30 protein-coding genes and 1 tRNA gene are annotated in these 25,478 nt (G+C 57.5%); 24 read left to right on the plus strand and 7 right to left on the minus strand.

Translation table 11 applies throughout. From position 1 onward, the window contains the following. Positions 1 to 2 precede the first annotated feature (2 nt). Together hemB and AEAC466_RS37515 are read right to left on the minus strand one after the other, a co-directional pair. A complete protein-coding gene (gene hemB / locus AEAC466_RS37510; RefSeq protein WP_023459056.1) occupies positions 3 to 1,004 on the minus strand; it encodes a porphobilinogen synthase in 1,002 nt (333 codons plus the stop codon). Between the two features lie 87 nt (positions 1,005 to 1,091). Further along, positions 1,092 to 1,634 carry a DUF1697 domain-containing protein gene (locus tag AEAC466_RS37515; RefSeq protein ID WP_023459057.1) on the minus strand — a complete coding sequence of 181 codons (543 nt, stop codon included), beginning with the start codon at positions 1,632 to 1,634 and terminating at the stop codon, positions 1,092 to 1,094. Positions 1,635 to 1,841: 207 nt separating this feature from the next. Here AEAC466_RS37515 and hemA point away from each other — a divergent pair, with 207 nt between their 5' ends. From hemA to AEAC466_RS37580, 13 genes are all read left to right on the plus strand, one after another. Beyond that, on the plus strand, positions 1,842 to 3,065 hold the full coding sequence (hemA, locus tag AEAC466_RS37520; RefSeq protein WP_031239105.1) for a 5-aminolevulinate synthase: 1,224 nt from the start codon (positions 1,842 to 1,844) through the stop codon (positions 3,063 to 3,065). A gap of 77 nt (positions 3,066 to 3,142) precedes the next feature. Continuing rightward, the gene (locus tag AEAC466_RS37525) at positions 3,143 to 3,346 is read left to right on the plus strand and encodes a DUF6898 family protein (RefSeq protein ID WP_023459059.1); all 204 of its coding nucleotides are present in this window, start codon (positions 3,143 to 3,145) and stop codon (positions 3,344 to 3,346) included. A 150-nt stretch (positions 3,347 to 3,496) separates the two neighbouring features. Beyond that, the gene (gene glyA, locus AEAC466_RS37530) at positions 3,497 to 4,801 is read left to right on the plus strand and encodes a serine hydroxymethyltransferase (RefSeq protein ID WP_023459060.1); all 1,305 of its coding nucleotides are present in this window, start codon (positions 3,497 to 3,499) and stop codon (positions 4,799 to 4,801) included. A 236-nt stretch (positions 4,802 to 5,037) separates the two neighbouring features. Continuing rightward, on the plus strand, positions 5,038 to 5,565 hold the full coding sequence (gene nrdR, locus AEAC466_RS37535) for a transcriptional regulator NrdR (protein ID WP_023459061.1): 528 nt from the start codon (positions 5,038 to 5,040) through the stop codon (positions 5,563 to 5,565). A 49-nt stretch (positions 5,566 to 5,614) separates the two neighbouring features. Continuing rightward, entirely contained in the window at positions 5,615 to 6,265 is a 651-nt protein-coding gene (locus AEAC466_RS37540) for a RibD family protein (RefSeq protein ID WP_031239107.1), read from the plus strand. Between the two features lie 39 nt (positions 6,266 to 6,304). Next, positions 6,305 to 6,895 carry a riboflavin synthase gene (locus tag AEAC466_RS37545; protein ID WP_031239108.1) on the plus strand — a complete coding sequence of 197 codons (591 nt, stop codon included), beginning with the start codon at positions 6,305 to 6,307 and terminating at the stop codon, positions 6,893 to 6,895. A gap of 6 nt (positions 6,896 to 6,901) precedes the next feature. Next, positions 6,902 to 8,044, plus strand: coding sequence for a 3,4-dihydroxy-2-butanone-4-phosphate synthase (gene ribB / locus AEAC466_RS37550; protein WP_023459064.1), 1,143 nt, complete (start codon positions 6,902 to 6,904; stop codon positions 8,042 to 8,044). Positions 8,045 to 8,147: 103 nt separating this feature from the next. Beyond that, a complete protein-coding gene (locus AEAC466_RS37555; RefSeq protein WP_023459065.1) occupies positions 8,148 to 8,615 on the plus strand; it encodes a 6,7-dimethyl-8-ribityllumazine synthase in 468 nt (155 codons plus the stop codon). Further along, positions 8,612 to 9,151, plus strand: coding sequence for a transcription antitermination factor NusB (gene nusB, locus AEAC466_RS37560; RefSeq protein WP_023459066.1), 540 nt, complete (start codon positions 8,612 to 8,614; stop codon positions 9,149 to 9,151). The genes AEAC466_RS37555 and nusB overlap by 4 nt, the downstream gene beginning before the upstream one ends. A gap of 76 nt (positions 9,152 to 9,227) precedes the next feature. Beyond that, entirely contained in the window at positions 9,228 to 10,202 is a 975-nt protein-coding gene (gene thiL, locus AEAC466_RS37565) for a thiamine-phosphate kinase (RefSeq protein WP_023459067.1), read from the plus strand. A gap of 123 nt (positions 10,203 to 10,325) precedes the next feature. Then, positions 10,326 to 10,877, plus strand: coding sequence for a glycine zipper 2TM domain-containing protein (locus AEAC466_RS37570; protein WP_023459068.1), 552 nt, complete (start codon positions 10,326 to 10,328; stop codon positions 10,875 to 10,877). A 168-nt stretch (positions 10,878 to 11,045) separates the two neighbouring features. After that, entirely contained in the window at positions 11,046 to 11,489 is a 444-nt protein-coding gene (locus tag AEAC466_RS37575; protein ID WP_023459069.1) for a hypothetical protein, read from the plus strand. Positions 11,490 to 11,773: 284 nt separating this feature from the next. Further along, positions 11,774 to 13,933 carry a sodium-translocating pyrophosphatase gene (locus AEAC466_RS37580; RefSeq protein WP_023459070.1) on the plus strand — a complete coding sequence of 720 codons (2,160 nt, stop codon included), beginning with the start codon at positions 11,774 to 11,776 and terminating at the stop codon, positions 13,931 to 13,933. Positions 13,934 to 14,102: 169 nt separating this feature from the next. Here the strand turns inward: AEAC466_RS37580 and bamE are convergent, their stop codons facing one another. Next, positions 14,103 to 14,597, minus strand: a complete 495-nt coding sequence (gene bamE / locus AEAC466_RS37585) for an outer membrane protein assembly factor BamE domain-containing protein (RefSeq protein WP_023459071.1) — start codon at positions 14,595 to 14,597, stop codon at positions 14,103 to 14,105. A 162-nt stretch (positions 14,598 to 14,759) separates the two neighbouring features. On the opposite strand from bamE, the gene AEAC466_RS43850 reads away from it, so the two are divergent. From AEAC466_RS43850 to AEAC466_RS37625, 8 genes are all read left to right on the plus strand, one after another. After that, positions 14,760 to 15,425 carry a ubiquinol-cytochrome C chaperone family protein gene (locus tag AEAC466_RS43850; RefSeq protein WP_023459072.1) on the plus strand — a complete coding sequence of 222 codons (666 nt, stop codon included), beginning with the start codon at positions 14,760 to 14,762 and terminating at the stop codon, positions 15,423 to 15,425. Continuing rightward, entirely contained in the window at positions 15,426 to 15,968 is a 543-nt protein-coding gene (locus AEAC466_RS37595; RefSeq protein WP_023459073.1) for a YceD family protein, read from the plus strand. It begins immediately after the preceding gene. Between the two features lie 156 nt (positions 15,969 to 16,124). Next, entirely contained in the window at positions 16,125 to 17,234 is a 1,110-nt protein-coding gene (plsX, locus tag AEAC466_RS37600) for a phosphate acyltransferase PlsX (RefSeq protein WP_023459074.1), read from the plus strand. After that, positions 17,235 to 18,215: a beta-ketoacyl-ACP synthase III gene (locus AEAC466_RS37605; protein ID WP_023459075.1), complete on the plus strand. Its 981-nt coding sequence runs from the start codon at positions 17,235 to 17,237 to the stop codon at positions 18,213 to 18,215. A 130-nt stretch (positions 18,216 to 18,345) separates the two neighbouring features. Further along, positions 18,346 to 18,648 (plus strand): integration host factor subunit alpha, encoded by a 303-nt coding sequence (locus tag AEAC466_RS37610; RefSeq protein WP_023459076.1) that lies wholly within the window; start codon positions 18,346 to 18,348, stop codon positions 18,646 to 18,648. Positions 18,649 to 18,679: 31 nt separating this feature from the next. Next, the gene (locus AEAC466_RS37615) at positions 18,680 to 19,171 is read left to right on the plus strand and encodes a MerR family transcriptional regulator (protein ID WP_081714672.1); all 492 of its coding nucleotides are present in this window, start codon (positions 18,680 to 18,682) and stop codon (positions 19,169 to 19,171) included. A 157-nt stretch (positions 19,172 to 19,328) separates the two neighbouring features. After that, positions 19,329 to 19,405: transfer RNA gene (locus tag AEAC466_RS37620), tRNA-Pro, on the plus strand. A gap of 125 nt (positions 19,406 to 19,530) precedes the next feature. Then, entirely contained in the window at positions 19,531 to 20,490 is a 960-nt protein-coding gene (locus tag AEAC466_RS37625; RefSeq protein ID WP_023459078.1) for a glycine-rich domain-containing protein, read from the plus strand. On the opposite strand, the gene AEAC466_RS37630 is transcribed toward AEAC466_RS37625, so the two are convergent. Genes AEAC466_RS37630 through AEAC466_RS37640 form a run of 3 tightly spaced genes read right to left on the minus strand, consistent with a single transcriptional unit; the run spans position 20,487 to position 21,609 of the window. Continuing rightward, a complete protein-coding gene (locus tag AEAC466_RS37630) occupies positions 20,487 to 21,116 on the minus strand; it encodes a TMEM175 family protein (RefSeq protein WP_023459079.1) in 630 nt (209 codons plus the stop codon). The genes AEAC466_RS37625 and AEAC466_RS37630 overlap by 4 nt on opposite strands. Next, positions 21,113 to 21,352, minus strand: a complete 240-nt coding sequence (locus tag AEAC466_RS37635; RefSeq protein WP_023459080.1) for a DUF2842 domain-containing protein — start codon at positions 21,350 to 21,352, stop codon at positions 21,113 to 21,115. Before AEAC466_RS37635 ends, AEAC466_RS37630 begins: the two co-directional genes overlap by 4 nt. After that, the gene (locus AEAC466_RS37640) at positions 21,352 to 21,609 is read right to left on the minus strand and encodes a hypothetical protein (RefSeq protein WP_023459081.1); all 258 of its coding nucleotides are present in this window, start codon (positions 21,607 to 21,609) and stop codon (positions 21,352 to 21,354) included. Before AEAC466_RS37640 ends, AEAC466_RS37635 begins: the two co-directional genes overlap by 1 nt. Positions 21,610 to 21,792: 183 nt before the next feature. On the opposite strand from AEAC466_RS37640, the gene AEAC466_RS37645 reads away from it, so the two are divergent. Beyond that, positions 21,793 to 22,830 (plus strand): COX15/CtaA family protein, encoded by a 1,038-nt coding sequence (locus AEAC466_RS37645; RefSeq protein ID WP_369794529.1) that lies wholly within the window; start codon positions 21,793 to 21,795, stop codon positions 22,828 to 22,830. On the opposite strand, the gene AEAC466_RS37650 is transcribed toward AEAC466_RS37645, so the two are convergent. Then, positions 22,823 to 24,247 carry an alkaline phosphatase PhoX gene (locus tag AEAC466_RS37650; protein ID WP_023459083.1) on the minus strand — a complete coding sequence of 475 codons (1,425 nt, stop codon included), beginning with the start codon at positions 24,245 to 24,247 and terminating at the stop codon, positions 22,823 to 22,825. The genes AEAC466_RS37645 and AEAC466_RS37650 overlap by 8 nt on opposite strands. A 230-nt stretch (positions 24,248 to 24,477) precedes the next feature. On the opposite strand from AEAC466_RS37650, the gene rplM reads away from it, so the two are divergent. Further along, positions 24,478 to 24,951, plus strand: coding sequence for a 50S ribosomal protein L13 (gene rplM, locus AEAC466_RS37655; RefSeq protein WP_023459084.1), 474 nt, complete (start codon positions 24,478 to 24,480; stop codon positions 24,949 to 24,951). Positions 24,952 to 24,953: 2 nt separating this feature from the next. Further along, positions 24,954 to 25,433 (plus strand): 30S ribosomal protein S9, encoded by a 480-nt coding sequence (gene rpsI / locus AEAC466_RS37660; RefSeq protein ID WP_023459085.1) that lies wholly within the window; start codon positions 24,954 to 24,956, stop codon positions 25,431 to 25,433. The last annotated feature ends 45 nt before the right edge of the window (positions 25,434 to 25,478 follow it).

Consider the following 25,478-nt stretch of genomic DNA (forward strand, 5'->3'; position numbering starts at 1 on the left):
AATCAGGCTTTCAACTGTTCGGCGACATATTTGGCGAAATAGGTAAGGATACCCGAGGCGCCGGCGCGTTTGAAGGCGAGCAGGGTTTCCATCACGCCGCGGTCATGGTCCATATAGCCCTTTTCCACGGCGGCCTTGATCATGGCGTATTCGCCGCTGACCTGATAGACGAAGGTCGGCACCTTGAAGGTGTCCGAGACGCGCTGAACGATGTCGAGATAGGGCAGGCCGGGCTTTACCATCACCATATCGGCGCCTTCCGATATGTCGATGGCGACTTCGCGCAGAGCTTCTTCCGTATTGGCCGAATCCATCTGGTATGTCTTCTTGTCGCCTTTCAGCGCCTTGACGCCGATGGCGTCACGATAGGGGCCGTAAAAGGCGGAAGCATATTTTGCGGCGTAGGACATGATCATGGTGTCCTGATGGCCCGCAGCCTCCAGCGCCCTGCGAATGGCGCCAATTCGTCCATCCATCATGTCTGAGGGGGCCAGTATATCGGCGCCGCCGGCCGTGAGCGCCAGGGATTGCTGGACCAGCATGTCAATTGTCGCGTCATTGGCGATTTTGCCGTTGACCAGCAGGCCATCGTGACCGTGATCCGTGTAGGGGTCGAGGGCGATATCGACGAGCAGGCCGATGTCCGGCACGGCGGCCTTGATGGCGCGACACGCCTGGACGATCAGGCCTTCCGGATCTATCGCGGCCTTGGCGTCCGGGGTGCGGATCTTTTCGTTCAGATGCGGAAAAAGCGCTATGACGCGTATCCCGAGGGCGTGAGCCTCACGCGCTTCCTTAACGGCTTCGGCGATGCTTAGGCGGTCAACGCCTTGCAGGGAACCGATGGGGTCGCGTGCCCTGTCCTGATCGTGAACGAAGATGGGCCAGACCAGGTCGGACACATGCAGGCGGTTTTCCGCGACCAAATCGCGTATCCAGCCGTGCTGACGCAGGCGGCGGGGACGGCCAAGGGGGTAGGGAGCGAGTATCGGGTTGAAGGTCATGGCGCACTCTCGATTCGTCGACAGAGCTTTAGGCGCATCAATTGATCGCATCAACCCTTTACGCCGTTACGATTTGACGCAGCCGCCTTATGCTGACAACTCGGCCGCCATGTCGCGCAAGGTTTCGACCGTGTTGAGATTGCGCGCCGTCATGTCGGCTTTTATCGCCTTGCCTATCTTTTCCACCAGCTTCGATCGCCCGATACCGTCGGGTGCATAGAGGTACATCAGTTCGTCTGTAATTTCGTAGGCTTCACTGTCAGCCTTGAGGCTATCCATAAGCTCGCGATCGACATGCGACGGCGGCGCCTTGAAGAAGAAGACGTGCTGTGCCTTGCCCGTATGTTTGTGGTTCCGATACGGATTGTCCTTCAAAACCGTCTCCAGATGCGACAAGGTCACAAGGTGCAGATTGGCGTGGTACCCAAAGGTTTTTTCGACCACGCCGTCGATCAGGGTTTCCAGTTCCTGTTCGGACAAGGCGGATCGGAACAGGACATTCCCGCTTTGGATATAGGTCCTGACGTCCTGGAGCCCAGCCGCTTCCAGAGCGGTGACCAGGTTCTTCATGACCATTTTTCGTCCGCCGACATTGACGCCGCGAAAAAGCCCGATCCATATTTTCGACATCCGTGCTCTCCCTGAGCCAAAAAGGTGCGACAATCCGTCCGAAAATGTTTTGGCAAAATGGCTGGAAATTAGAACCGATTTGTCACATTGTCAGTATCAATGCACCCGGTAGGGTTATTTTAACCGGCTGCGGACTTGTTTATAAAGCGGCGAAGCGTTATTTCGCCGGTCATGAATGTGACCTTTTGCCGGTCGCTGGAGTTTGTCATGGACTATAATGCCGCTTTCGAGGCCGCTGTTGATGCTGTTCGCGCCGAAGGGCGTTATCGAGTGTTTGCCAATCTGAAGCGTCATGCGGGTGATTTTCCGCGCGCGACCTGGGTTCGTGACGACGGATCTGAGCAGGAGGTCACCGTCTGGTGCTCCAACGATTATCTTGGCCAGGGGCAAAATCCGGTTGTCATGGAGGCCATGCATGAGGCCATAGACGCTGTCGGATCCGGCTCGGGCGGCACGCGCAATATATCCGGTACGACCTGGTATCACAACGCTCTGGAAGCCGAGCTTGCGGACCTGCACCATAAAGAGGCGGCGCTGGTTTTCACGTCCGGTTATGTGGCCAACGAAGCGACGCTGACGACCCTGTACAAGATCTTGCCTGGCCTGATCATCTTCTCGGATGAACTGAACCATGCGTCCATGATTCAGGGGATTCGCAACGGCCGTGGCGAACGTCATGTCTTCCGTCACAATGATCTGGATCATCTGGAAGAGCTGCTCAAAGCGGCGCCGGCCAATGCGCCCAAACTGGTCGCCTTTGAATCGGTCTATTCGATGGATGGGGATATTGCCAATATTCGCGGCACGGTGGCGCTGGCCAAGCAGTACGGCGCCCTGACCTATATCGATGAAGTTCATGCTGTCGGCCTATACGGCGAACGCGGGGCGGGTGTCGCCGAACGTGATGGCATCATGGGCGAAATCGACATTATCGAAGGCACGCTTGGCAAGGCATTCGGCATGATGGGCGGCTATATCGCCGGCACATCGGCCATGGTCGACGCCATTCGCCTCTGGGCTTCGGGCTTTATCTTCACGACGTCCTTGCCGCCTGCGGTCATGGCTGGGGCTGCGGCAAGCGTGCGTTACCTTAAGGAACACAACGAAAGGCGCGTCGCGCATCAGGAGCGCGCCCAAACCTTGCTGAAGCGTTTGCGCGAAAAGGGCATAGCGACCTTCCCGACGCAATCGCACATCGTGCCGGTTCTCGTTGGCAACGCCAAACACTGCAAGATGGTGTCGGACATGCTGCTCAACGATTTTGGCATCTATGTCCAGCCGATCAATTACCCGACCGTGCCCAAGGGAACCGAGCGTTTGCGTTTCACGCCATCGCCCGACCATACGGATGAGATGATCGACCATCTGGTCGAGTCGATGGACAAGCTGTGGACCATGTGTAACGTGGCGCGTTTGCCGGCAGTGGCGTAAGGCTTGCTGAAGTACGCGTCGCGCGGCACACTCCGTTACGGCTGTGAGTCACGCAGCGAAACGGCGAGACGGCGAACATGTCCGAAGTCTTTATCGAAATGCAACGCAACGGCGCCTATCTTAAGGTGACCGCGATAGATTCGGGGACTGGCGAAGAAGCGTCGGCCATGGGGCCAGTAAGCGATCCCGAAGGTGTGAAACGTCTTGCCATTCTTAAGTTGCAAAACAAATTGTCCACAATAACAAAGCCGCTTTCGGGGGGACGCGGCAAGCTGATTTGACCTGGACATATGGCTATACACGGAACGAAGCCTGAATTGTCTTCCCGCTCAAGATGACGCCTCAGGTGGTGTTAAAAACCTTGCCTCACGCGGGTTGAGGGCGTAAACGCTGCCCTATCCCATTCCCTACTCCAGCACAGGATCGATCACGTGAACGCACCCGCGAACGCCGGCTCATTCATCCCTCAGGGCTATTTTCATAATGACCTGGCCACTGCCGACGCCGAAGTCATGTCGGCCATCAAGGGCGAACTGCATCGCCAGCAGGATCAGATCGAGCTGATCGCGTCCGAAAACATCGTCTCCAAGGCAGTGCTGGAAGCGCAGGGCTCCGTCCTGACCAACAAGTATGCCGAAGGCTATCCTGGTCGCCGTTACTATGGTGGCTGCGAGTACGTCGACGATGTTGAGCGTCTGGCCATCGAGCGCGCGAAGAAATTGTTCAACTGCGCCTTTGCCAATGTTCAGCCCCATTCGGGCGCCCAGGCCAACCAGGCGGTGTTCTTTTCCCTGCTTCAGCCCGGCGACACCTATATGGGCATGGATCTGGCCTGCGGCGGTCACTTGACCCATGGCTCGCCTGCCAACCAGTCGGGTAAATGGTTCAATGTTGTGCCCTATGGCGTGACGCGTGACGAAAACGTCATTGACATGGAGCAGGTCGCCGATCTGGCCAAGCAGCACAAGCCGAAGCTGATCATTGCTGGTGCATCCAACTACAGCCGCAAGATCGATTTCGCCCGCTTCCGTGAAATTGCCGATTCGATCGGCGCCTATCTGTTCGTCGACATGGCCCACTATGCCGGTCTGGTTGCCGGCGGCGTCTATCCGGACCCGTTGCCGCACGCGCACGTCGTCACCACCACGACCCACAAGACTCTGCGTGGACCGCGTGGCGGCATGATCCTGTCGAACGACGAGGCACTCGGCAAAAAGATCAATTCAGCGGTTTTCCCGGGTTTGCAGGGTGGGCCGCTTATGCACGTCATCGCCGGTAAGGCCGTAGCGTTTGGCGAAGCATTGCAGCCGGAGTTCAAGGCCTATGCCCGTCAGGTCGTGGCCAATGCCCAGGTTTTGGCCAGCACCCTGGTCGAGCGTGGCCTGGCGATCGTTACCGGCGGTACCGACAGCCACGTTATGTCGGTTGACTTGCGGCCTAAGGGGCAGACCGGCAAGGCGACGGAACACGCGCTCGAAGCGGCCTTCATCACCTGCAACAAGAACGGCATTCCGTTCGATCCGCAACCGTTCACCATCACGTCCGGTGTTCGCCTCGGCACGCCCGCGGGCACGACGCGTGGTTTCAAGGAAGCCGAATTTGCCAAGATCGGCAATCTTATCGCCGACGTGGTTGAAGGCATGGCGGCGAACGGCGGTGAGGCCGATCTGGCTGTGCAGGAAAGGGTTCGTGCCGAAGTTCTCGCGCTAACTAAGCAGTTTCCTATATATAGCTGATTTATCACGCTAAATATTAGAGTGTTGGAGAGGGTTTCTGGTCGCGGCCGGGAACCTTTTTCTTTGTCGGCATGGCGGCGCGCTTGCGCCCGCCCCGGAGACCTTGTCTGGCACGGCTTTACCTTGGCGCTATTTATGCTACTGATCCTCGTGCAGAGTTGTGCGCGAGTCTTTTAATTCGTTCGCGCGTAATTATATAAAGACATTATCCCTCAAACGGTTACCTGAAACTCATCATGCGCTGCCCATTCTGCGGAAACCTCGAGACACAGGTGAAGGATTCCCGCCCGTCGGAAGACGGCGCGGCGATACGCCGCCGGCGGTCGTGCTCGGAGTGCGGTGGCCGTTTCACGACCTTTGAGCGGGTTCAGTTGCGCGATCTGATGGTGGTTAAACGGTCGGGACGGCGCACGCCTTTCGATCGGGAAAAATTGGAACGATCCATTGCCATTGCCATGCGCAAGCGTCCGGTCGATCAGGACCGTATTGACCGGATGGTGTCCGGCATCGTGCGTCAGCTCGAAAGCATGGGTGAGACCGATATTCCGTCCGATACTGTCGGTGGTTTGGTCATGGAAGCCTTGAAGTCGCTCGATGTTGTGGCCTATGTCCGCTATGCATCGGTGTACCGGGATTTCCGTGAGACATCCGATTTCGCCAAGTTCCTAGGTGACGAAGGTCTTAGCAATGCCGTCATCGAAGACCCTAAGGATATAAAGCGCGGGCTGGGCGAACAGGATATTTCCCCCTCGGACGATGCTTGACGGGCGATGAAAAGCCGGTCGTTGACCCTGTTATGTGTGCGAGGCGCCGTTGGCCAGGCCTGAAATTACCTTGAAACTGGCGACGACGCTGGACGGCCGCATAGCGACGGCCGGAGGACAAAGCAAATGGATCACGGGCGAGGAGGCGCGCCGCGTCGTGCATGAATTGCGCGGCGGTCATGACGCTGTTCTGGTCGGTATCGAAACGGCGCTTCAGGACGATCCGGAACTGACGGTCCGCCTACCCAATTACGAAGGCTACCAGCCCGCCCGCATCGTTCTGGATTCGCGCTCTCGCTTGCCGCTGACCTCAAAGCTTGTCCAGACGGCGCGCGTCATTCCGACCTACGTCGTGACAACTCAGGACATCAGCGGCGAAATGCAGTCCTTGGGCGTCAAGGCGCTAAAAGTGCCGTCAAAGCATCAGCGTGTCGATCTTGAAAAGGCGCTGGAGGCGATCAGCGCCACCGGCATAGAGCGACTGTTTGTCGAAGGTGGCGGTGTGATCGCCACCGCATTCTTGCGGGCCGGCTTTGTGGATCGGCTTGAATGGTTTCGCTCGGCTACCATCTTGGGCGGAGATGCCAGGCCGGTGATCGGTCATCTGAATATTGACGACTTATCGCGCATCGTGCGCTTCACGCGGCTGGGCGTACAGGCGGTCGGTGACGACCTTTGGGAGACCTACGAATTGTCATGACCGTCAAGGTACGATAATCGTAAATAGAAAGAGATACAGGTGTTTACGGGTATTATTTCAAGCATGGGCACAGTGGGTGCCATGATCCGTTCCGATGGCGGTTTGCGCCTCACCATGGAGGTCGATTTCGACCTCGATGATGTCGATATCGGCGCCTCCATCAGCCATGCGGGCTGTTGCCTCACTGTCGTGTCGAAGCAGGGCCACAGCTATGACCTCGATGTGTCCAATGAAACCCTGTCCCTGACCAATCTCGGACGCTGGCAACCGGACAGCCGTGTCAATATTGAGCGGGCGCTCAAGATGGGCGACGAGCTCGGCGGCCACATCGTATCCGGCCACGTCGATGGGCTGGCCAAACTGATCGATGCGGTTCAGGATGGCGACAGCTGGCGCCTGACCTTCGAAGCGCCGTCGCCGCTGCATCGTTTTATCGCCTCCAAGGGATCGGTGGCACTCGACGGGATTTCTTTAACGGTCAATGAAGTCGAAGGCCAGACCTTTGGCGTCAATATCATTCCCCACACCTGGCTGCACACGACAATATCAAAAACGGCCATCGGCGACAGCGTAAACCTTGAGGTTGATCGCTTGGCGCGCTATGCCGCTCGCTGGTTCGAAACCGAGTAACGCGCAATGACATTGAACAAGATCACCACAGACCTGCAATCGGCGAATTATGATAGCCCGATTTCCTCGATCGAGGACATCCTGGAGGATGCGCGCAACGGTCGGCCCTATATTCTCGTCGATGCCGAAGATCGGGAAAACGAAGGCGATGTCGTCATTCCTGCCCAGATGGCGACACCGGATATCATCAATTTCATGGCGCGGTTCGCGCGCGGACTGATCTGTCTGTCCATTACCGGCGAACGCGCAAAAACGCTGCGCCTGCCGCCGATGGTCCATGACAATGGTGCACGTAACGGCACGGCCTTCACGGTATCGGTCGAAGCCAAGGATGGCATTTCAACCGGCATCTCACCCAAGGATCGCGCCCATACGATTGCGGTCGCTATCGATCCGACCAAGGATTCGCGGGATATCGTTTCGCCGGGTCACGTCTTTCCACTGGTCGCCCGCGACGGTGGCGTGCTGGTGCGCGCCGGCCATACCGAGGCCGCTGTAGACATATCGCGTATGGCCGGGCTTTACCCGGCTGGTGTCATCTGCGAAATCATCAATGATGACGGCACCATGGCTCGTCTGCCAGATTTGATAAAGTTCGCCCAGACGCATGGTATGAAGATCGGCACCATTGCCGACCTGATCGCCTATCGCCGTCGCACCGAACGCTTTGTTGAGCGCGTGCTGGATCGGCCGTTCGACAGTGAATGGGGTGGTCAGTTCCGCTTGATGGTCTATCGCAACCAACTGGACGAGTCTGAACATCTGGCCCTCGTCAAGCATCAGCCGTCGCCCAGCAAGCCAACCCTGGTGCGGATGCACCAGTTGGATATTGCGTCGGACGTCCTGGGTGGGCAGGGCGATGGATTGCGCAGCGGCTATGTGCAAAAGGCGATGCAGGTTCTGGCCGACCATAACGGCCCGGCTGTGATGGTCTTGTTGCGCGATCCCGATCCGAAGGTGTTGTCCAGCCGCTTCGGCGCCGACGACAGCCAGGCACAAAATCACCGCGGCCTGCGCGATTACGGTGTCGGTGCGCAGATATTGCTCGATCTGGGCGTGCGCGACATGATCGCCCTGTCGGCTACGCGCCCCAAGCCCGCGGCGCTGGAAGGGTACGGCCTGTCGATCATCGACTGGCAAACCCTGTAGACTGGCCCTTGTAGATTGGCAAACCTTGTAAATTTCGCTTTTTTGCGCCTAGATAAAGGCGTATGAAGCCCGACTCTAGAATATACATCCGAGGACGACTCGCTTGACCATTGAAACTCCGCTTCGCATCCTGATCGTCGAAAGCCGCTTTTACGACGATATTGCCGATGAACTCCTGGCCGGTGCGAAAGGTGCCCTGAGCGCCCTTGGGGCTGAATTCGATGTGGTGACCGTTCCCGGCGCCTTCGAAATTCCGGCTGCCATCGCCATGGCGGAAGATGCCGCCCATCGTCCGATGGGCCGCGCCTACGACGGATATGTCGCGCTGGGTTGCGTTATTCGTGGCGATACGACGCACTATGACTATGTTTGCCAAGAATCGGCGCGTGGCTTGATGGACCTGAGCTACAAGCAGCGCCTGGCGATCGGCTATGGCATATTGACCGTTGAAGACGAAGATCAGGCGTGGGTACGTGCACGTCGCTCGGAAGGCGACAAGGGCGGTACGGTCGCCAAGGTGTGTCTGACCATGATCGGCCTGCGCAAGACCTTGATGGACGGCAGCCAATGAGTGATGCGCCTCAAAATCCGGGCACGCCGCAAAGCCTGCAAGCCGTGATCGATCAGTTGAATGCCAAGGGCAGCGAACCAAAAGGTTTGTCGAACAAGGAAAAGCGCGCCCGTACCGTGTCGCGGCTTATCCTGGTTCAGGCCCTGTATCAGCTTGAATTGACCGGAACCGGTGTCGAGACGGTCATCCGTGAGTTTGCCGACCATCGCTTCGATACCGATCTGGAAGGCGAGCCTCTGGCGGCGGCTGACGAAGCCTTTTTCGCCGAGGGCGCCCGCGCCGTGGTAAAGGAGCAGTCCGTCATCGACGCGCTCATCGTTGACCGTCTGGCATCCGGCTGGCGGATTGAGCGCCTCGATACCACGGTCCGTGCCATTCTGCGCGCCGGCACCTGGGAGTTGAAATTCCGCCAGGATATAGGGCTGGAAGTGATCATCAACGAGTATGTCGAGATTGCGCGCGCTTTCTTTGGCGATGCCGAAGCCCGTTTTGTCAACGGCGCCTTGGACGGCATTGCCCGGGACGTTCGTAAATAAGCGAAATTTCACGGAAACTTTTGTCGCAATTTCTCCGATTGCGTGCAAAATGCCGCGCGCTCACTGAGGCCGGATTATGCCCGAACACGACGAATTTTCCATTATCGATCAGCTTTTCAAACCGTTGGCCGGGCTAAGCCGCGAGGCGAGGGGGCTGATTGACGATGTCGCCGTAATTCCAGGTGATGAGACGTGTGATCTTGTCATCAATACCGACGCCTTGGTAGCGGGTATTCATTTCTTTGAGCACGACCCGCTGGACCTGGTGGCGCGCAAGCTAATGCGCGTCAATCTGTCGGACATTGTCGCCAAGGGGGCCAAGCCTTACGGCTATCAACTGATGACGGCCTGGCCGCGCGGCACGCCCTACGCCGAAAAAGCCGACTTTGTGCGCGGTCTTAAAACCGATCAGGACCGCTACGGCCTCTCGCTCTTCGGGGGAGATACCGTGTCCACCGAAGGCCCCTTGGTGGTGTCGATGACCATGTTCGGCAAGGTCCCTGCGGGTAAAGCCTTGTCGCGTCTCGGCGCGCGAACTGGCGACAGGGTGCTTATCAGTGGATATATAGGTCAAGGATATCTGGGCCTGAAGGCCTTGCAGGGGCAGCTTCTTGGTCTCTCGCATGAAGATGTCAACGAAGTGATCAGCGCCTATCACCTGCCGGAAATCCGTACAGACCTGGTGGTAGCCGTACGCGATCATGCGCGCAGCGCCATGGACATTTCCGATGGCTTGCTGGGGGACGCCAATCATTTAGCCCTCGCCAACAACCTCATGATCCGAATCGATCTCAACAAGGTGCCGACCTCGCTGTCAGCGCGCGCGGCCATTGCATCCGGTATCAGCCCGGTCGAACTGGTGACCGGCGGCGATGATTATCAAATCCTGTGTACCGCCGATGAATCGGGGGCGCGGGCGCTGGTCATGGCCGGTTTTTACGATATCGGCATGTGCCTTGGCGTGTCCGAAGATACGCCGGCCGGGGCGGAGCTATGGGCGGATGATCGACGGATCGACGTGGCGGCCAAAGGTTATACGCACCGTCTTTAGACGTTTCTTACAAGTTGGAATATAAATCCGCCGTTCAACCAGATTGTCGAGTGGTCACATTGCGGTTACCCCAACATCATACGCCGTGCATAAGAGCAGCGCGTGCTGTGGAGGGTAACCAAGATGAAATCGATTCACAAAATTGGTGTAGTGGGCCTGGCAATCGCCTTTGGCCTGCCTATGGCCGCTTCGGCCCAGCAATATGATGTCCGTCAGTATGACGGCTATTGCTACGCCAAGAAGAAGGATGCTCAACGAAACGGTACCATTATCGGCGCCGTAATCGGTGGTCTGGTTGGTAGCCAGGTGTCAAAGCATGAACGAGGTCTTGGCACTGTCGGTGGTGCCGTTATTGGCGGCGCCATAGGTAACAGCGCAGGCAAGTCCAGCGTCAAATGCTACAATGGCGAATATTACTCCTATCAGGGCGCCTATTACGATCCGGCGCCGCCGCCTGCCGGCTATTCTGTTGTCTACTACAAGGAACGGCCGCCGCAAGGTTACTACCAGAAGGTCTATTACGACCGGTATCACCATGAGCGTCCCGGTCCGTGGGGGTATAGCAATGATGCCTGGCGTCACGACGATCAGAACCCGAATGGTTGGCGCGACAAAAATGGCTATTGGCATGACGGCTGGCGCGATTCTAACGGTCGGTGGCATGAACGCCGCTAGCCTTCCGAGCATTGGACTATAGTCTGAGGATGCGAAGCCCTCCGGTTCACCGGAGGGTTTTGTCTTTATCAACCATTTACGGCTAATTTCTCGAGCACCGGTCCCTGCGTTTCGAAGGGCTATAAACGGTTTGGCGGCACCAAATCGTGTTTTGGAAATTTTGGCGAAATGACGAACCTGATCGATAAACGTGCGCTCTTCTGCGGCCTTAGCGGTTTGATCATCGGTTGCGCCTTGGCTCTGCCGGTACAGGCGAGTAGTGGCGAGGGCAAGGAAGGGAAGGCGGCTTCGGCGCCTTCCGTACAACTGGGAGCCATCGGCATTCCGGTCACGGTCGACGGCAAGGTGGTCAACTACATCTTTCTCAGCATCAAGATAAATCTCAGCCCCAAGGCGAACGAGGCCAAGATGCGGGATATGGAACCCTATTTCCGTGACACATTGGTACGCGTGTCGTCCCGTGTGTCTTTCGCCCAGGCCAAGCGCGATGACCTCCTGGACGAGGCCCGCTTCAAGCAGGTGATGACCCCCGAGTGGAGCAAGATCACCGGGGCGGGTATGATTACCTCGATCGATATCGTCTCTCAGAGCCCTAAACGGCATCCCAGATAACATTATGCCGCAAGCTGCACAGGTTGTTGCGCTGCATTACATCCTAACTTCCTGAATTTTCATAAGATAAGTATTCGTGGCTCTGCAATGCAGCATTCACGACGTAAAAGTCTTTGAAATATAATGGGTTGTGCGCTCATCTTCGCTTGAAACTCAGATAAACATAAGGCACTCTTTGCCCCTGTCAGAAAATAAGGCTCTGAATTTGTCCTGTTTTTTGACTCCTAGAGCGGGGGTGGCAGGTTAGCGACACTCCTTACATATAAAGATACAGGGGTTACACTATGAATATTGCTTTGATGCTGGCGATTGCGGCCGGCATACTTGGCCTGCTGTATGGCGTCATTCAGACCCTCAATCTGATGAAGGCCAGCGCGGGTAATGCGCGAATGCAGGAAATCGCCGCGGCAATCCAGGAAGGGGCTGCGGCATATCTCAAGCGTCAGTATACCACCATCGCCCTTGTGGGCGTCGTTATCTTTGTCCTGGCCTTCTGGAAGCTCGGCGCCTTATCCGCTATCGGATTTGCCATCGGCGCGCTCCTGTCGGGTGCAGCTGGTTATGCCGGTATGCTGATATCGGTAAGGGCAAACGTCCGGACAGCTCAGGCCGCTTCGGAAAGCCTGCAAAAGGGCCTCAAGCTGGCTTTCAGCGCCGGTGCTGTCACCGGCCTGTTCGTCGCTGGTGGTGCCCTTCTCGGCGTGTCAGGCTACTATGCCTATCTGACCGAAGTACTGAAACTGGGCGCGCATGACCGTGAACTGATCAACGCTCTGGTCAGCCTTGGTTTCGGCGCCTCCCTGATTTCGATTTTCGCCCGCCTCGGCGGCGGCATCTTCACCAAGGGCGCGGATGTCGGCGGTGACATGGTTGGTAAGGTCGAGGCCGGCATACCGGAAGACGATCCCCGTAACCCGGCGACCATCGCCGATAACGTCGGCGACAATGTTGGCGATTGCGCCGGTATGGCGGCCGATTTGTTCGAAACCTATGCGGTGACAACGGTCGCCACCATGGTTCTGGCAGCCATATTCTTCGGTGACACGCCGTATGTGAACACCATGATGCTATTGCCGCTGGTCATCTGCGCCGTTTGCATCTTCACCTCTATCGCCGGCACCTTCTTTGTTCGTCTGGGTAAGAGCCAGAACATCATGGGGGCGTTGTACAAGGGATTGATCGCCACCGGCCTGATGTCCATTATCGCCGTCGGCGGCGTCATCAAATACATGGATGGTCTGGGTCTCGATACGCCCTTCTCCTATACGGCGGCAGGCACGACCTTCACCTTTACCGGCATGACCCTCTTCTGGTGCGGCATGGTCGGGTTGGCGGTGACGGCGGGCTTTATCGTTGTGACCGAATACTATACCGGCACAGGCAAGCGTCCAGTCGTCTCTATTGCCCAGGCTTCGGTCACCGGGCACGGGACGAACGTCATCCAGGGGCTGGCCGTTTCCATGGAATCCACGGCTATACCGGCCCTGATCATCGTCGCCGGCATCATCAGCTGTTATATGCTGGCGGGGCTCTTCGGGATCGCCATCGCCACCACCACCATGCTGGCCTTGGCGGGGATGATTGTGGCCCTCGATGCCTTTGGCCCGGTTACCGACAATGCGGGTGGCATTGCCGAAATGGCGGGTCTGGACAAGGAAGTGCGTCATACCACCGATGCACTCGATGCGGTCGGCAACACCACCAAGGCCGTCACCAAGGGCTATGCCATCGGTTCGGCCGGTCTGGGGGCGCTTGTCCTCTTCGCCGCCTATACGTCGGACCTGAAATATTTTGCGGCCCACGCGACGCCGGGTTCGTTCTTTGACGGTCTGGGCGATCTCACCTTCTCGCTATCGTCACCGTGGGTCGTCATCGGCCTGCTGATCGGCGGCCTGCTGCCCTATCTGTTCGGCGGCATGGGTATGACGGCGGTCGGCAAGGCCGCGCAGGCGGTGGTAGAGGAAGTGCGCAAGCAGTTCCGCGAAGACCCAGGTATCATGGCCGGCACGTCGAAACCGAACTACGCCCGGGCAGTGGACATGCTGACCAAGGCGGCGATCCGCGAAATGATCGTTCCATCCTTGTTGCCGGTCCTGTCGCCGATCGTTCTGTTCGTTGTCGTCTACAAACTGGGCGGCGCGGTGCCGGCGTTTGAAGCGCTGGGCGCCATGCTGCTTGGTGTCATCGTTACCGGCATCTTCGTCGCCATATCCATGACCTCTGGCGGCGGCGCATGGGACAATGCCAAGAAATCGTTTGAAGACGGTTTCAAGGATAAGGATGGCGTGGTCCATCACAAAGGCTCTGAAGCGCATAAGGCGTCTGTTACCGGGGATACGGTTGGCGATCCTTATAAGGATACGGCTGGTCCTGCTGTCAATCCGATGATCAAGATCACCAACATCGTGGCCTTGCTCATGCTCGCGGTCATGGCTCACGGTTGATCGCCAGAGGGCCAGTATAGATCGCCGATCTGACGGAATCAGATCGGCGCTCTATTTCTTTGCTTTACACGGTTTTTTATCCGAAAAGTGCGTCACACTTTTCGGAAAGCACTCTAACAAAAAGCCCGCCAGGCAACTGGCGGGCTTTTATATTGGGTATAGGCAGGAACTATTCGCGGCGGCGGTTGTTGCCGGGGTTGCGATCCTGATCGTTGCTGAGGCGTTGATGGCCGACGGTGCCCAGTACCTGCTCCAGAGCGGTGAGGGACCGGCCGCGGGTTGGCGTTTTGTTGGGGTTCGGTGTCAGGTCGCGGCCATCAGCGAGCGACAGCGTCTTCACCGCTGTCACCGTCTGGGTGCCGGTATCGAAATTGACCACTGTCACCGAGCGCGACGTCACGCGCGACTGTTTGTAGGTCATTTTCATCGACGTCTGGTCGATATAGTACCATTCCGACGGATTGTAGATCGACGTCTGGGACGGTGCGCCCAGCTTGTCGAGCACCACGGCTTGCGTATCGCCAACCTTGATGTCTGTGGAGGGCTTGGCGTCGTGGGACAGGTAGCCATGGTGCGTCATGGTCGGCGCGCACGCCTGGACCATGAGGGCCAGGGCCGAAACGCCAGCGATTACCAGACTGGTCTTAAGAGTAGGCAGGCGCATGAATATCCTGTTTAGTAAACGAACGCATTTGACCTATAGGGAATTTAGGCTTACGGCAAGCTTAAGGCCTAAACATGGCCATGAATAGTGAAATTTTTTGCCCCGGCCGTAACCCGGATGCGCCTGTTTTCAAGGCGGCTTTTGCGACGGCGAGGATGAGATATGCAACCCCTTTTGGATAAACTCAAATCCGTCTTCAAACCGCGACCGGTTAAGCTGATTGGTGATCGCCTGTACGCCGCTTGCGTGACGCAGGCGCGTCTGCCGGTCTTCTATGTCGATTACGGCATCGACGACGCCATCGGCGCTCGTTTCGAGCTTTTGACGTTTCACGTCGGTCTGGTTGTGACGCGGCTGAAATCTTTGCCCGCCGATGACCCGAGGACGGAGCAGGCGCGTGACACGGCCCAGCATCTGTTCGACGCGTTTTTGCTGGCGCTTGATTCGACGCTTCGCGAACAAGGTGTCGGTGATCTGGCCGTACCGAAGCGGATGAAAAAGCTGGGTCTGGTGATCTACACCCGCATGAAGCACTGGGACGATCTGTGGCGTGATGGGGCGGGATTGGGCGCCGAGGCGGACTATGCCGCCCGAACAATCTTTGCGGGCAGCGACTATTCCGGCGAGACGGAGGGCGAGGGCGCCCAGGATGCTATATCCGCGGCCGTCCTTGAACGCGCCCAGGCCTTTGCCATCTATGCTCAGAACGCCTATGACGCCTTTCGCGTTGATGACACGCTGGCGGGGCGCATAAGCTGGCCTGCGCCAGCAGCGCTTGAAATTGCCGAGGACTCGGCCGAGACCATAATTACCAGTGGAGATGCGTAAATGGACCAGCATGATATCGAAGAAAATCTGTGGGAGCATCGCGTGCGCTTCGATCAGGCGCTCAAGGGAATGAAAATCGAACTGGTGGCGGATGATGCGCGCCGGGCCGCGATTGCCAAGGGTTTCGGCATGGTGTCGCTTGACAGTTTAACGGCTGAGATTGAAACCCGATCTGCCCCAAGCGATAAGCCTATGGTGCAAGTCACCCTGAAACTGACAGGCGCCGTCACTCAGGAATGTGGCGTCTCCCTTGAGCCGTTCAGCCATCCCATAGCCGCTGACCTCACTATTGATTGTATCGAAAAGGGCCGGGTAACGGACGAAGTCGCCGAGATCGGCGCGCATGAATTCACGTTGGACGATCTCGACGAACCGGATGTCATCGAAAACGGCCAAATCGATCTGGGGCAATATGTTATCGAGGCACTGGGCGAGGCTTACGACCCGTTCGCTCGCAAGCCGGGGGTCGTATTCCAAGAGCCGGAAGTCGAGAAGGAACCGTCGCCGTTTGCCGTTCTCGCCAAACTGAAACGTGATGAATAGCCTTATGTGCGCTTATGATAGGGCTTGCATAGTTGCGAACTCGCGCTATCGTCCGCCGCTCGCGCCTGCGTCTTGTGAGAAGTTTAAGTGAGGTCAGATAAGTCCGTGACGACAACCGAGGAACCTCTCATTTCTCCTGTACCTAAAGATGCGCTGGTGATTGCGATTGACGCCATGGGCGGCGATCATGGTCCGGCTGTAACCGTTTGCGGCGCCGGGCTCGTCTTGGACGAGCGACCGGATTTGTTTTTTCAACTGCATGGTGATGAGGCACGCATCAATGCCGAACTGGCGCGCCTTCCTAAACTTAAGGCACGTTCCGTGGTCGTGCATACGGACCAGTGTGTCGCCATGGACGAAAAGCCCGCCCAGGCGATTCGGCGCCGCAACACTAGCCTGGCCAATGCCATTAACGCGGTGAAATCTGGTGAGGCGAGGGCGGTCATATCGGCGGGCAATACCGGCGCTTTGATGGCCTTGTCGAAAATGATACTCAAAATGATGACTGACGATCTGGAACGTCCAGCCATCGGTTGTTCTTGGCCCAACAAAAAGGGTTTTGGAACGGTGCTTGATGTCGGCGCCAATGTCACCTCCGACGCCCGCCAGTTGATCGAATTCGCCCTGATGGGCGCGGCCTTCCATCGCGCCGTACGCGGCGTTGAAAAGCCATCCATAGGTCTTTTGAATGTGGGTTCAGAGGACGTAAAGGGCCACGAAGAGGTGCGCGAAGCGCACAAGCTGTTGCGCGAAAATACCCTGGGGTTGAACTATCACGGCTTCGTCGAAGGCACCGACCTGTGCGCCGGCACGGTGGACGTGGTTGTCACAGATGGTTTTACCGGGAATGTGGCGCTGAAGACGGCCGAAGGCACAGCGCGGTTTATTAAAGACCTGCTTAAAGAGGCTTTTAAATCCTCGCCCCTGGCAATGTTGGGCGCCCTGGTGGCCGGTCCGGCACTAAAGGCCATGGCCAAGCGGATAGATCCGGCGGCGGGCAACGGTGGTCCCTTGCTTGGACTAAAGGGCATTGTTATCAAAAGTCATGGCGGCGCTGATGCCCGCGCCTTCTCCAACGCTATCAAGGTAGGCCTATCACTCGCCGCCAGTGGGTATGAACGTGACATCATCGAGTCTTTGAAGCAATTCTCCCAAAGCATCGATGAGGCGGAACAGGCGGCTATTGCCGCAGCCGCCACGGAGACAAATATAGGGGATAAGCCGGCCGCCAGCCAATTGGAAGCCGCGGGCAATAAGGTAAACTAGATGGGTGTGTTAAGATCGGCGGTCACCGGGGTCGGCGGATTCCTGCCTGAAACGGTGGTTTCCAACGACGATTTCGCCAAGACGGTAGACACGTCTGATGCATGGATCGTTGAGCGCACCGGCATACGCCAGCGCCACAAGGTCGATGCCGGGATGAAGACGTCCGATATGGCGGTAGAAGCCGCCAAGGTGGCCCTGGCGGCGGCGGGCAAGACAGTGGCTGATGTCGATCTGATCATCGTAGCGACGACGACGCCTGATATGCCGTTTCCATCTACGGCATCCATCGTGCAGCATAAGCTGGGCGCGCCGACCTGTCCGGCGTTCGATGTGCAGGCGGTCTGTTCGGGCTTTGTCTACGCCCTAAGCGTGGCCGATGGTTTCGTGGCGCGCGGTCTGTCAAAATGTGTGCTGGTCATCGGCGCCGAAGCCATGAGCCAGTTGCTAGACTATTCTGATCGCGGGACCTGTATCCTGTTCGGCGACGGCGCCGGTGCGGTGGTGCTTGAGCCTGTCGAAGGTGCGGGCAGTAAGACCGACAGGGGCATACTTGGTTTTGATCTTCGCTGCGACGGGTCGAAGGTGGATCTGCTCTATGTTGATGGCGGGACTTTCGAAGCGGAAAACCGTATTGGAAAGATCCGTATGCAAGGCAACCAGGTCTTTAAGCAGGCCGTGCAGAAGATATCTCAAGCTGTTGAAGCGGCTGTGGAAAAATCCAATTTGGAGATTGCCGATATTGACTGGTTCATTCCGCATCAGGCCAATCAACGCATCCTGAACGGTGTCGCGGAACGGCTCGGTCTGGATGAGACGAAAGTCATATCGACCGTAGCGCAGCATGCCAATACCTCGGCAGCCTCCATTCCGCTCGCCTGGTATGTTGGCGTGCAGGACGGCCGCGTCAAGCCGGGCGACCTGGTTCTGATTGAAGCGCTTGGCGGTGGTCTGACCTGGGGCGCGGCGGCGATTCGGCTGTAGGTGGCATTTGATCCGTCGGATTCAGGTTTTTTATCATCACTTCGCTATAACCCTTTGACGCAAACGGTAATTTGCGGCATGCTTGTGTCTGTAATTGGTGCAACCATTCAACGGACGGGGCATAAACACCATGAAAACGCAGACCTTGACGCGGGCTGAACTCTTCGAAGACGTGCACAACGAACTCGGTTTGCCACGTCAGGAATGCGCTGCGATCGTCGAACGCACGCTTGATCTCGTGGTTGAAGCGCTGGAGCGCGGCGATACGGTCAAGCTCTCAGGCTTCGGCGTTTTTCAGGTGCGTGAAAAAAATGCACGTGTCGGCCGTAACCCTAAGACGGGCAAACCTGCCGCTATCGATCCGCGCAAGGTGATTTCGTTCCGCGCCTCTCAGATTGTCAAGGCCCGCGTCGATGCCGGCACCCATGAGTAACCCCCATGAGTAACCACGGAGTAGCGTACCGGTGAATAAGGGGCCTTTAGCCTTACGGACCATTTCTGAAGCCGCCGACGCATTGGGCGTGCCTCAACATGTTCTGCGTTTCTGGGAAACCAAGTTTACCTTCATCCGTCCGACCAAGCGGGCTGGCGGCCGCCGGTTTTACCGGCCGCAGGATATCGACCTGCTGCAAGGCATAAAAACGTTGCTCTATGACCGTGGCTATACGATTCGCGGCGTCCAGAATCTGTTCAAGGAACATGGCCAAAAGGCTATTCTGAAACCAACGGGTCTGGGCGAGGCGGTTGCTACGGAACAGGGGCTCGTGTCGCGCGAAGAGATCGCGGTCGAAGACGCAGCCGGCGTCGGCCAGCCGGTTTTTGTAAGAACGGATATCGTTCCGACCATGGGTCTTTCGAGTGAGATGCGCGAAAGCTTCCTCAACATCGCCAAGGCGTTGGAAGACGCACAGGCGACGCTTGGACGTCAGATTGGCAAGGCTGGCCGTCGATCGTGACGTGGGTGCGCGTCGCTTCCGCTGATGCGCCACCGCTTTTGGAAATGGTCCCAAGATTTCTTTGGAAATATGCCTTTTGGGGATTGCGGGGGGGCGGTTTCGCCTCTATAAGCCGCCCTCTCCAAGGGGCGGTCTTGCCGTTACTTGCGAAATTGGACGGAGCGTGGCGCAGCCTGGTAGCGCACTTGACTGGGGGTCAAGGGGTCGCAGGTTCGAATCCTGTCGCTCCGACCATTTAAACAAAAACAGCGTGGGCTTTTCGGCCCACGCTGTTTTTGCTTGTCGCAAAAGTGTTATATACAAATGATACTATCTCCTTGCTGGAATACAGCACAATGAAACATAATTGAGGAGACTGAATGGTATCAAATACGGCCCTTTGGCAGGCCATAAACGCCTACGAACTGGACAACGCTGATGCAGCGTTTCCGTTTAGCCGCCGGTTGGCGCGAGACAATGGCTGGTCCCTTGCCTCTGCCCTGTCGGCCATCGCTGAATATAAGCGATTTATATATCTGGTTTGCGTCTCCGGCACGGTGCTTACGCCCTCGGAAGAGATTGACGCGGTCTGGCATCTCCACCTTCTCTATACACGTGACTACTGGGGGCGTTTTTGCACTGAGACGCTTGGGCGTGATATCCATCATGGTCCGACGCGCGGCGGCAGCAAAGAGGCCGATAAGTACCTGGGATGCTACCGTGATACCCTGCTGCACTATGAGAAGGAGTTCGGCGTGCCGCCACCGCGGCTGTGGCCAGATGAGGTGACGCGGTTTAATGCGCCGCCGCCCATTCTCCTAAATCCTGACGATCACATCATCCTGCCCAAACGGCAGGTTTTTTTATGCCTGTCTCTCACCGGACCGCTCGTCCTGGCGGGGTGCGAGATGGCCATACCTGTCTCGACCGTGCAGGGACCAATCGTATGGGCCGTCTTTGCGCTTCTGGGACTCGTCGTCTGTGCGCTTAATATGGCGAAGATCCTAAAGCACGGTTTTGTTGGCTTTGTCATACTGGCGACCTTCATGATCGCTTTTGCCGAGTTTTGGTTGAGCCCCAAGCTCGAGGCTTTGCTCAGTCAACTGGCTGGGGGCGCCGTTGACGCCGCTGTCAGTCAGGGACTGATCGCGCTGTTGGCCATGATGTTGGCCATCCAGATTCAGGCAAAAGACCGTCGCGGAGGCTCCGGCTCCGGCTCCGGCTCCGGCTCAGGCTCGGGCTCCGGCTGCGGAAGCTGCGGCGGCGGCGGCCACAGCGGATGCGGAGGCAGCTCCGGTTGCGGGTCGGGGTGCGGAGGCGGATGTGGCGGCGGTGACTAATCGTGCTCTATGCGCCGGTCGGGCACCAGCCAGATCAGAGCCACGGCGACGTAGCAGGCCAGACCGGCAAAGCTATTCCAGAAGGTGAGGGCGATACCCGCAATATATAGGCCCGTCGAAATCATCCCCTTTACGTCCTTGCCAATAGCCGTCGTGAGAATACTGTTCTGGCCGTTGCAGGCAATCAGGACGCGCACCAGAATATAATAGGCTATACTGGGCATTAGCAGGGTAAAGCCATAGAAGGCGGTAGGGATGGTCGCAAAATCGCTTTCGCCCATCCAGCGTGTGCTGAACGGCACCAGGGACAGCCAGAAGAGCAGGTGGGAATTGGCCCATAAGGTCGCGCCATTGATCCGCTGGGTGGCATGAAGCAGGTGGTGATGGTTGTTCCAGTAAATGCCGACATAGATGAAGCTCAGCGCGTAGAGTAAAAACGTCGGCAGAATATGGAGTAGCGCGTCGATGGACACGCTGTCGGGGGTATGAAGTTCCAGCACCATGATGGTGATGATGATGGCTACGACGCCATCGCTGAACGCTTCCAGCCGGGTCTTGGTCATGGGCTTGACCATCGGGGGCGGCGCATCGGGCGCAGGGGGGGAGGCAAGGGGTGTATCGCTCATTTGGATTTTTTCTTTCCCTTGTAATTTTCGGACCACGAAATAAGGGGGATAATGGGCACACCCCACAGTGTGCCGGCCAGTGCGTAGAAGATCAGTGCGGTTATCTTACCGCCATGAAGCACCCCAGCCAGAGACGTAATGGCCACGACGTAGACAACCAGAAAGACGACAATGCCGACGCAGGCGATCGCACGGCGTTGCGGCAGGCTCAGGCCTTTTGGCGGATTGTCTGACATCACCGGCGCTCAAGCATGCGGGTCAGATGGAAGAGCCCAAGGAGAACGGAACTGCCCACAAGAGAAACCATCAAGATCGAGAAAAAGTGATCGTCGAGCTTTTCGGAGGTTTGAACAAAAAAGTTGAGCAAAATCGCGCCGAAAATGGCGATGAACACGTTGATGGGAAAGCTGAAACGGCTTTTGCTCATGGCATTGGCGATCCATCCTATAAGGAAGCCAGCCAGCGTCGCCAGGATGTAGTTCTCGGCCGTCATAGCTTTGGTAGTCCTTTCTTTGGCCTTTTTTCTTCGGCAAAGCGCTTGAATTGATAGGGCCCGTGTGGGCAAATCACGACGCGGGCGAAGCGGCGGATGACCTTTAGTTATCGTGTCTTGCACGGTACGGCAAGGATTTGCGTCGGCCATAGCCTGAAGGTTAGATTGAGAATGAGGCGTAAAGTGCGACTTCCCCTTCGGTCGCCGCTGGTAGCGGTATGGTTGTTCGTTGCGGCATTTATGGTTGTCGCCATGGTCTTTGTCGGCGGCGCGACGCGCCTGACCGAGTCTGGGCTGTCGATTACCGAATGGAAGCCGATTTCCGGTGTCATTCCGCCTATGAACGACCAGGCCTGGCAGGCGGAATTCGCTGGCTACAAGAAAATTCCGCAGTTCAGCCAGATTAACCCGAATATGAAGCTGGAGCAGTTCAAAGGCATTTACTGGTGGGAATGGGCGCATCGTCTGATTGCCCGTCTGCTGGGCGTGATCTATCTGCTGGGCTTCCTTATTTTGCTGGCCATGCGAGAAATCCCCAAACGCCTGATATGGCGCAGTGCCGGGCTTATTGCATTGATTGGACTGCAAGGGGCTGTCGGCTGGTGGATGGTGTCAAGCGGCCTGTCGAAGCGTGTCGAGGTCGCGCCTGAACGGTTGATGACCCATCTGTCGCTTGCCCTGCTTTTGCTGGGCACCACCATATGGACGGCGCTTGAGGCGTTGAACGGCGAAAAGCGCGGTCGCGGCGCGCCGACCGGATGGAAAGTCGCCACGGGCTTTTTGCTGGCCGTTGTGTTCGTCCAGTGCATGTTGGGTGCGCTTGTCGCGGGCAACAATGCCGGCCTTATATATAACGACTGGCCCCTGATGAATGGCCATATCTTTCCGTCTGTCGACTGGACCAAGGGGGTCGGTTACAGCTTCCTGCACGATCAGGGGCTAGTCCAGTTCGTGCACCGCATGAACGCCTATCTGCTGCTTATCTTCGTCACGGCCTTTGCTTTGGTGATTACCCGAAAGACCAATGACGACAGGCTGAAGACGTCATCGGCCGTTCTGGCGACGGGGGTGTGGATACAGGCGGCTCTCGGAATCACCACCCTGGTTACCGTCGTTTCTCTCGGTTTTGCTCTGGCGCACCAGCTTGTGGCGGCGTGTCTGGTAGCGCTGGCGGTCGGGCTGATGTGGATGGTCGCCCGCGCCGATCGCGTCTTCAGATAGCCTGCGTTGAAAACGACTTCCACGGGCCGGTAATGGCGACCGTCACGCCATTGGTCTGGATATTCGCGAACAGGGTAGAGCCGTCGGGCGAGAAGGTGACGCCCGCCCATTCCGAATGCTGGCCTTCGACATTGCGGGCAAAGGTCGTGACCTTGCCGTCCGGCGTCACGATGCGCAGATGGTTGTACAGGATGTCTGAGTACCGGTCTTCGCACACATAGAGGTGTCCCCACGGCGCCACGGTCAGGTTGTCGGCGTAATCGAGCACCGACAGGTCGCTGGATTCGACAAACAGCTCGATCTGGCCCGGCGCATCACTTTCCCGGTCAGTGCCTTCGTATGGGCTGGGGATGTAGCGCATGAGCTGGCCAAAGGCTTTTTCGCCGCCGGAGGTGCAGGCAAAATAGAGCTCGCCGTCGCCGAAATGAATGCCTTCCCCGCGTGAGAAGCGTGCAGCGCCGGCCAGGTAGGCTTGGGTACGCAGGCTGTCATCCGGGCTTTCGACATCCTTCAGATCAATCCAGCGCACCGCGAAGGTCTGGCCTTGACGCCACAGTTTCGAATATTTGTTGCTGGTGGCCGCACGTGGGACGTCCCGGATCATCAAGGCCTGAAGGCGGCCGCCCTTGTGCAGGTCGCGTGTGTCGGCGGGCAGGTATCGATAGAACGCGCCGTCCGACATGTCCTCCGTCATATAGACGATGCCCGTGCGCGGATCGATTGCCACGGCTTCGTGATTGAACCGCCCCATAGCCTTGATGGGCTGGGGTTCGATCAGGCCCTTGTGGCCGGAAGGCACTTCGAAGACGTAGCCATGGTCCTTTTCAACACCGTCGCCCGCTGCCTGTGTGGTTTCTTCACACGAAAGCCAGGAGCCCCATGGTGTTGAGCCACCGGCGCAATTGGTGGACGTACCGGTCAGCGACAGGTGATGGCTTTCCAATTGTTGCGTTTTGATATTGTAGACGAGGGTGGTGGTGCCGCCGCTGAGCGGTTTCCCAGCCTTATCGAAATCGTAGATCCGAGACCTGTCGACCTTGTCGAGCAGGTGGTAGGTCTCCCCCAATGGCCCAATACCGTAAACGGTGTGCTTGATCTCATGGTTACGAACCAGGACGACCTTGTCCGGGTCGGCATGGGGGAAGGCGGACATCCCGTCATGCAGCCCCGGCACCAGCAGGCCATCGCCCATGGTCTCACCAACCGTGGAAAAGAGGCGATAGGAAAAACCGGCCGGCAGTTCGATAAAGCCTTTTGGATCCGGCTGTAGGGGGCCATATCCTTCTATCTCGCTGCGATAGCCCGGATCGCGTGTCGGTTCGGCGCGCACGGCTGCGTCTGCGCGGCGACCCAGGCCTGTAAAGGCGAGAGAAGTCGCCAAGGCGCCATTGAGCAGTAGACGGCGGGACAGTTGCATGGTTTGCCTCACGATTAGGGTGTATCTACGCCATGGCATGGTAGCGTCACGTTTTTATGACATAAAATAATGCGGTAATTTAATACCAAGTGATATTTTGCCAATGAAATCAAAGGGCTTTACGCATATGTCGAAATAAATGTACATTGACACGCGGTATCCCCTCATGTACATGACGCCCCTCTTCGTCTGGCGAAGCTTGTTTTCGCCGGAAATCAAAGGATTTTATCATGTTGACCTCCACGACAGCGGCGCTGAAGCCCGCGGATGTCGAGAAGAAGTGGATCGTGATCGACGCCGAGGACGCCGTGCTCGGCCGTCTGGCCTCGTACATCGCCATGCGTCTTCGCGGCAAGCACCTGCCTACCTACACGCCGCACGTTGACTCGGGCGATTACATCATTGTCATCAATGCCGAAAAGGTTCACCTGACCGGCAAGAAGGAAAATGAGATCTTTTACTGGCACACCGGCCACCCCGGCGGCGTCAAGCAGCGTACCCTCGGTCAACTGCTGAACGGCAAGTATCCGGAACGCGTCCTGACCAAGGCTGTTGAGCGCATGATGCCTAAGGAAAGCCCGCTGGCCCGTGGTCAAATGACCAACCTGCGTATCTACGCGGGCGCCGCCCATCCCCACGAAGCTCAACAGCCGGAAGTCATCGACTTCAAGGCGTTGAACCGCAAGAACGTCCGGAGCGCATAATTATGGCCGAACAAGCTCAAGGTCTCGAAGCCCTCGCTTCGCTGTCGTCGAACCCGGTCGAGGCGCCTGCCGTCCGCGTCCAGCAACTCGACAAGTATGGCCGCGCCTATGCCACCGGCAAGCGCAAGAACGCCATCGCCCGCGTCTGGATCAAGCCAGGCTCCGGCAAGTGGATCATCAATGACCGTGAACAGGAAGTGTATTTCGCACGCCCCGTTCTGCGCATGATGATCGCTCAGCCGCTCAACCTGACGGAGCGTGCGTCGCAATTCGACGTTTTTGTTTCGGTTCAGGGTTCGGGTTTGTCCGGCCAGGCCGGCGCGATTCGTCACGGCCTGTCCAAGGCGCTGACCTACTATGAACCCGGCCTGCGTGGCGTCCTGAAGGCCGCTGGCTTCCTGACCCGCGACAGCCGCGTCGTTGAACGTAAGAAGTACGGCCGCGCCAAGGCTCGTAAATCCTTCCAGTTCTCGAAGCGTTAATCCGCACGGGTTTCATACTCATGCAAGAAGCGCTTCGGGAAACCG

Origin of the sequence: Asticcacaulis sp. AC466 (assembly GCF_000495815.1) — a bacterium.
Classification (GTDB): domain Bacteria; phylum Pseudomonadota; class Alphaproteobacteria; order Caulobacterales; family Caulobacteraceae; genus Asticcacaulis.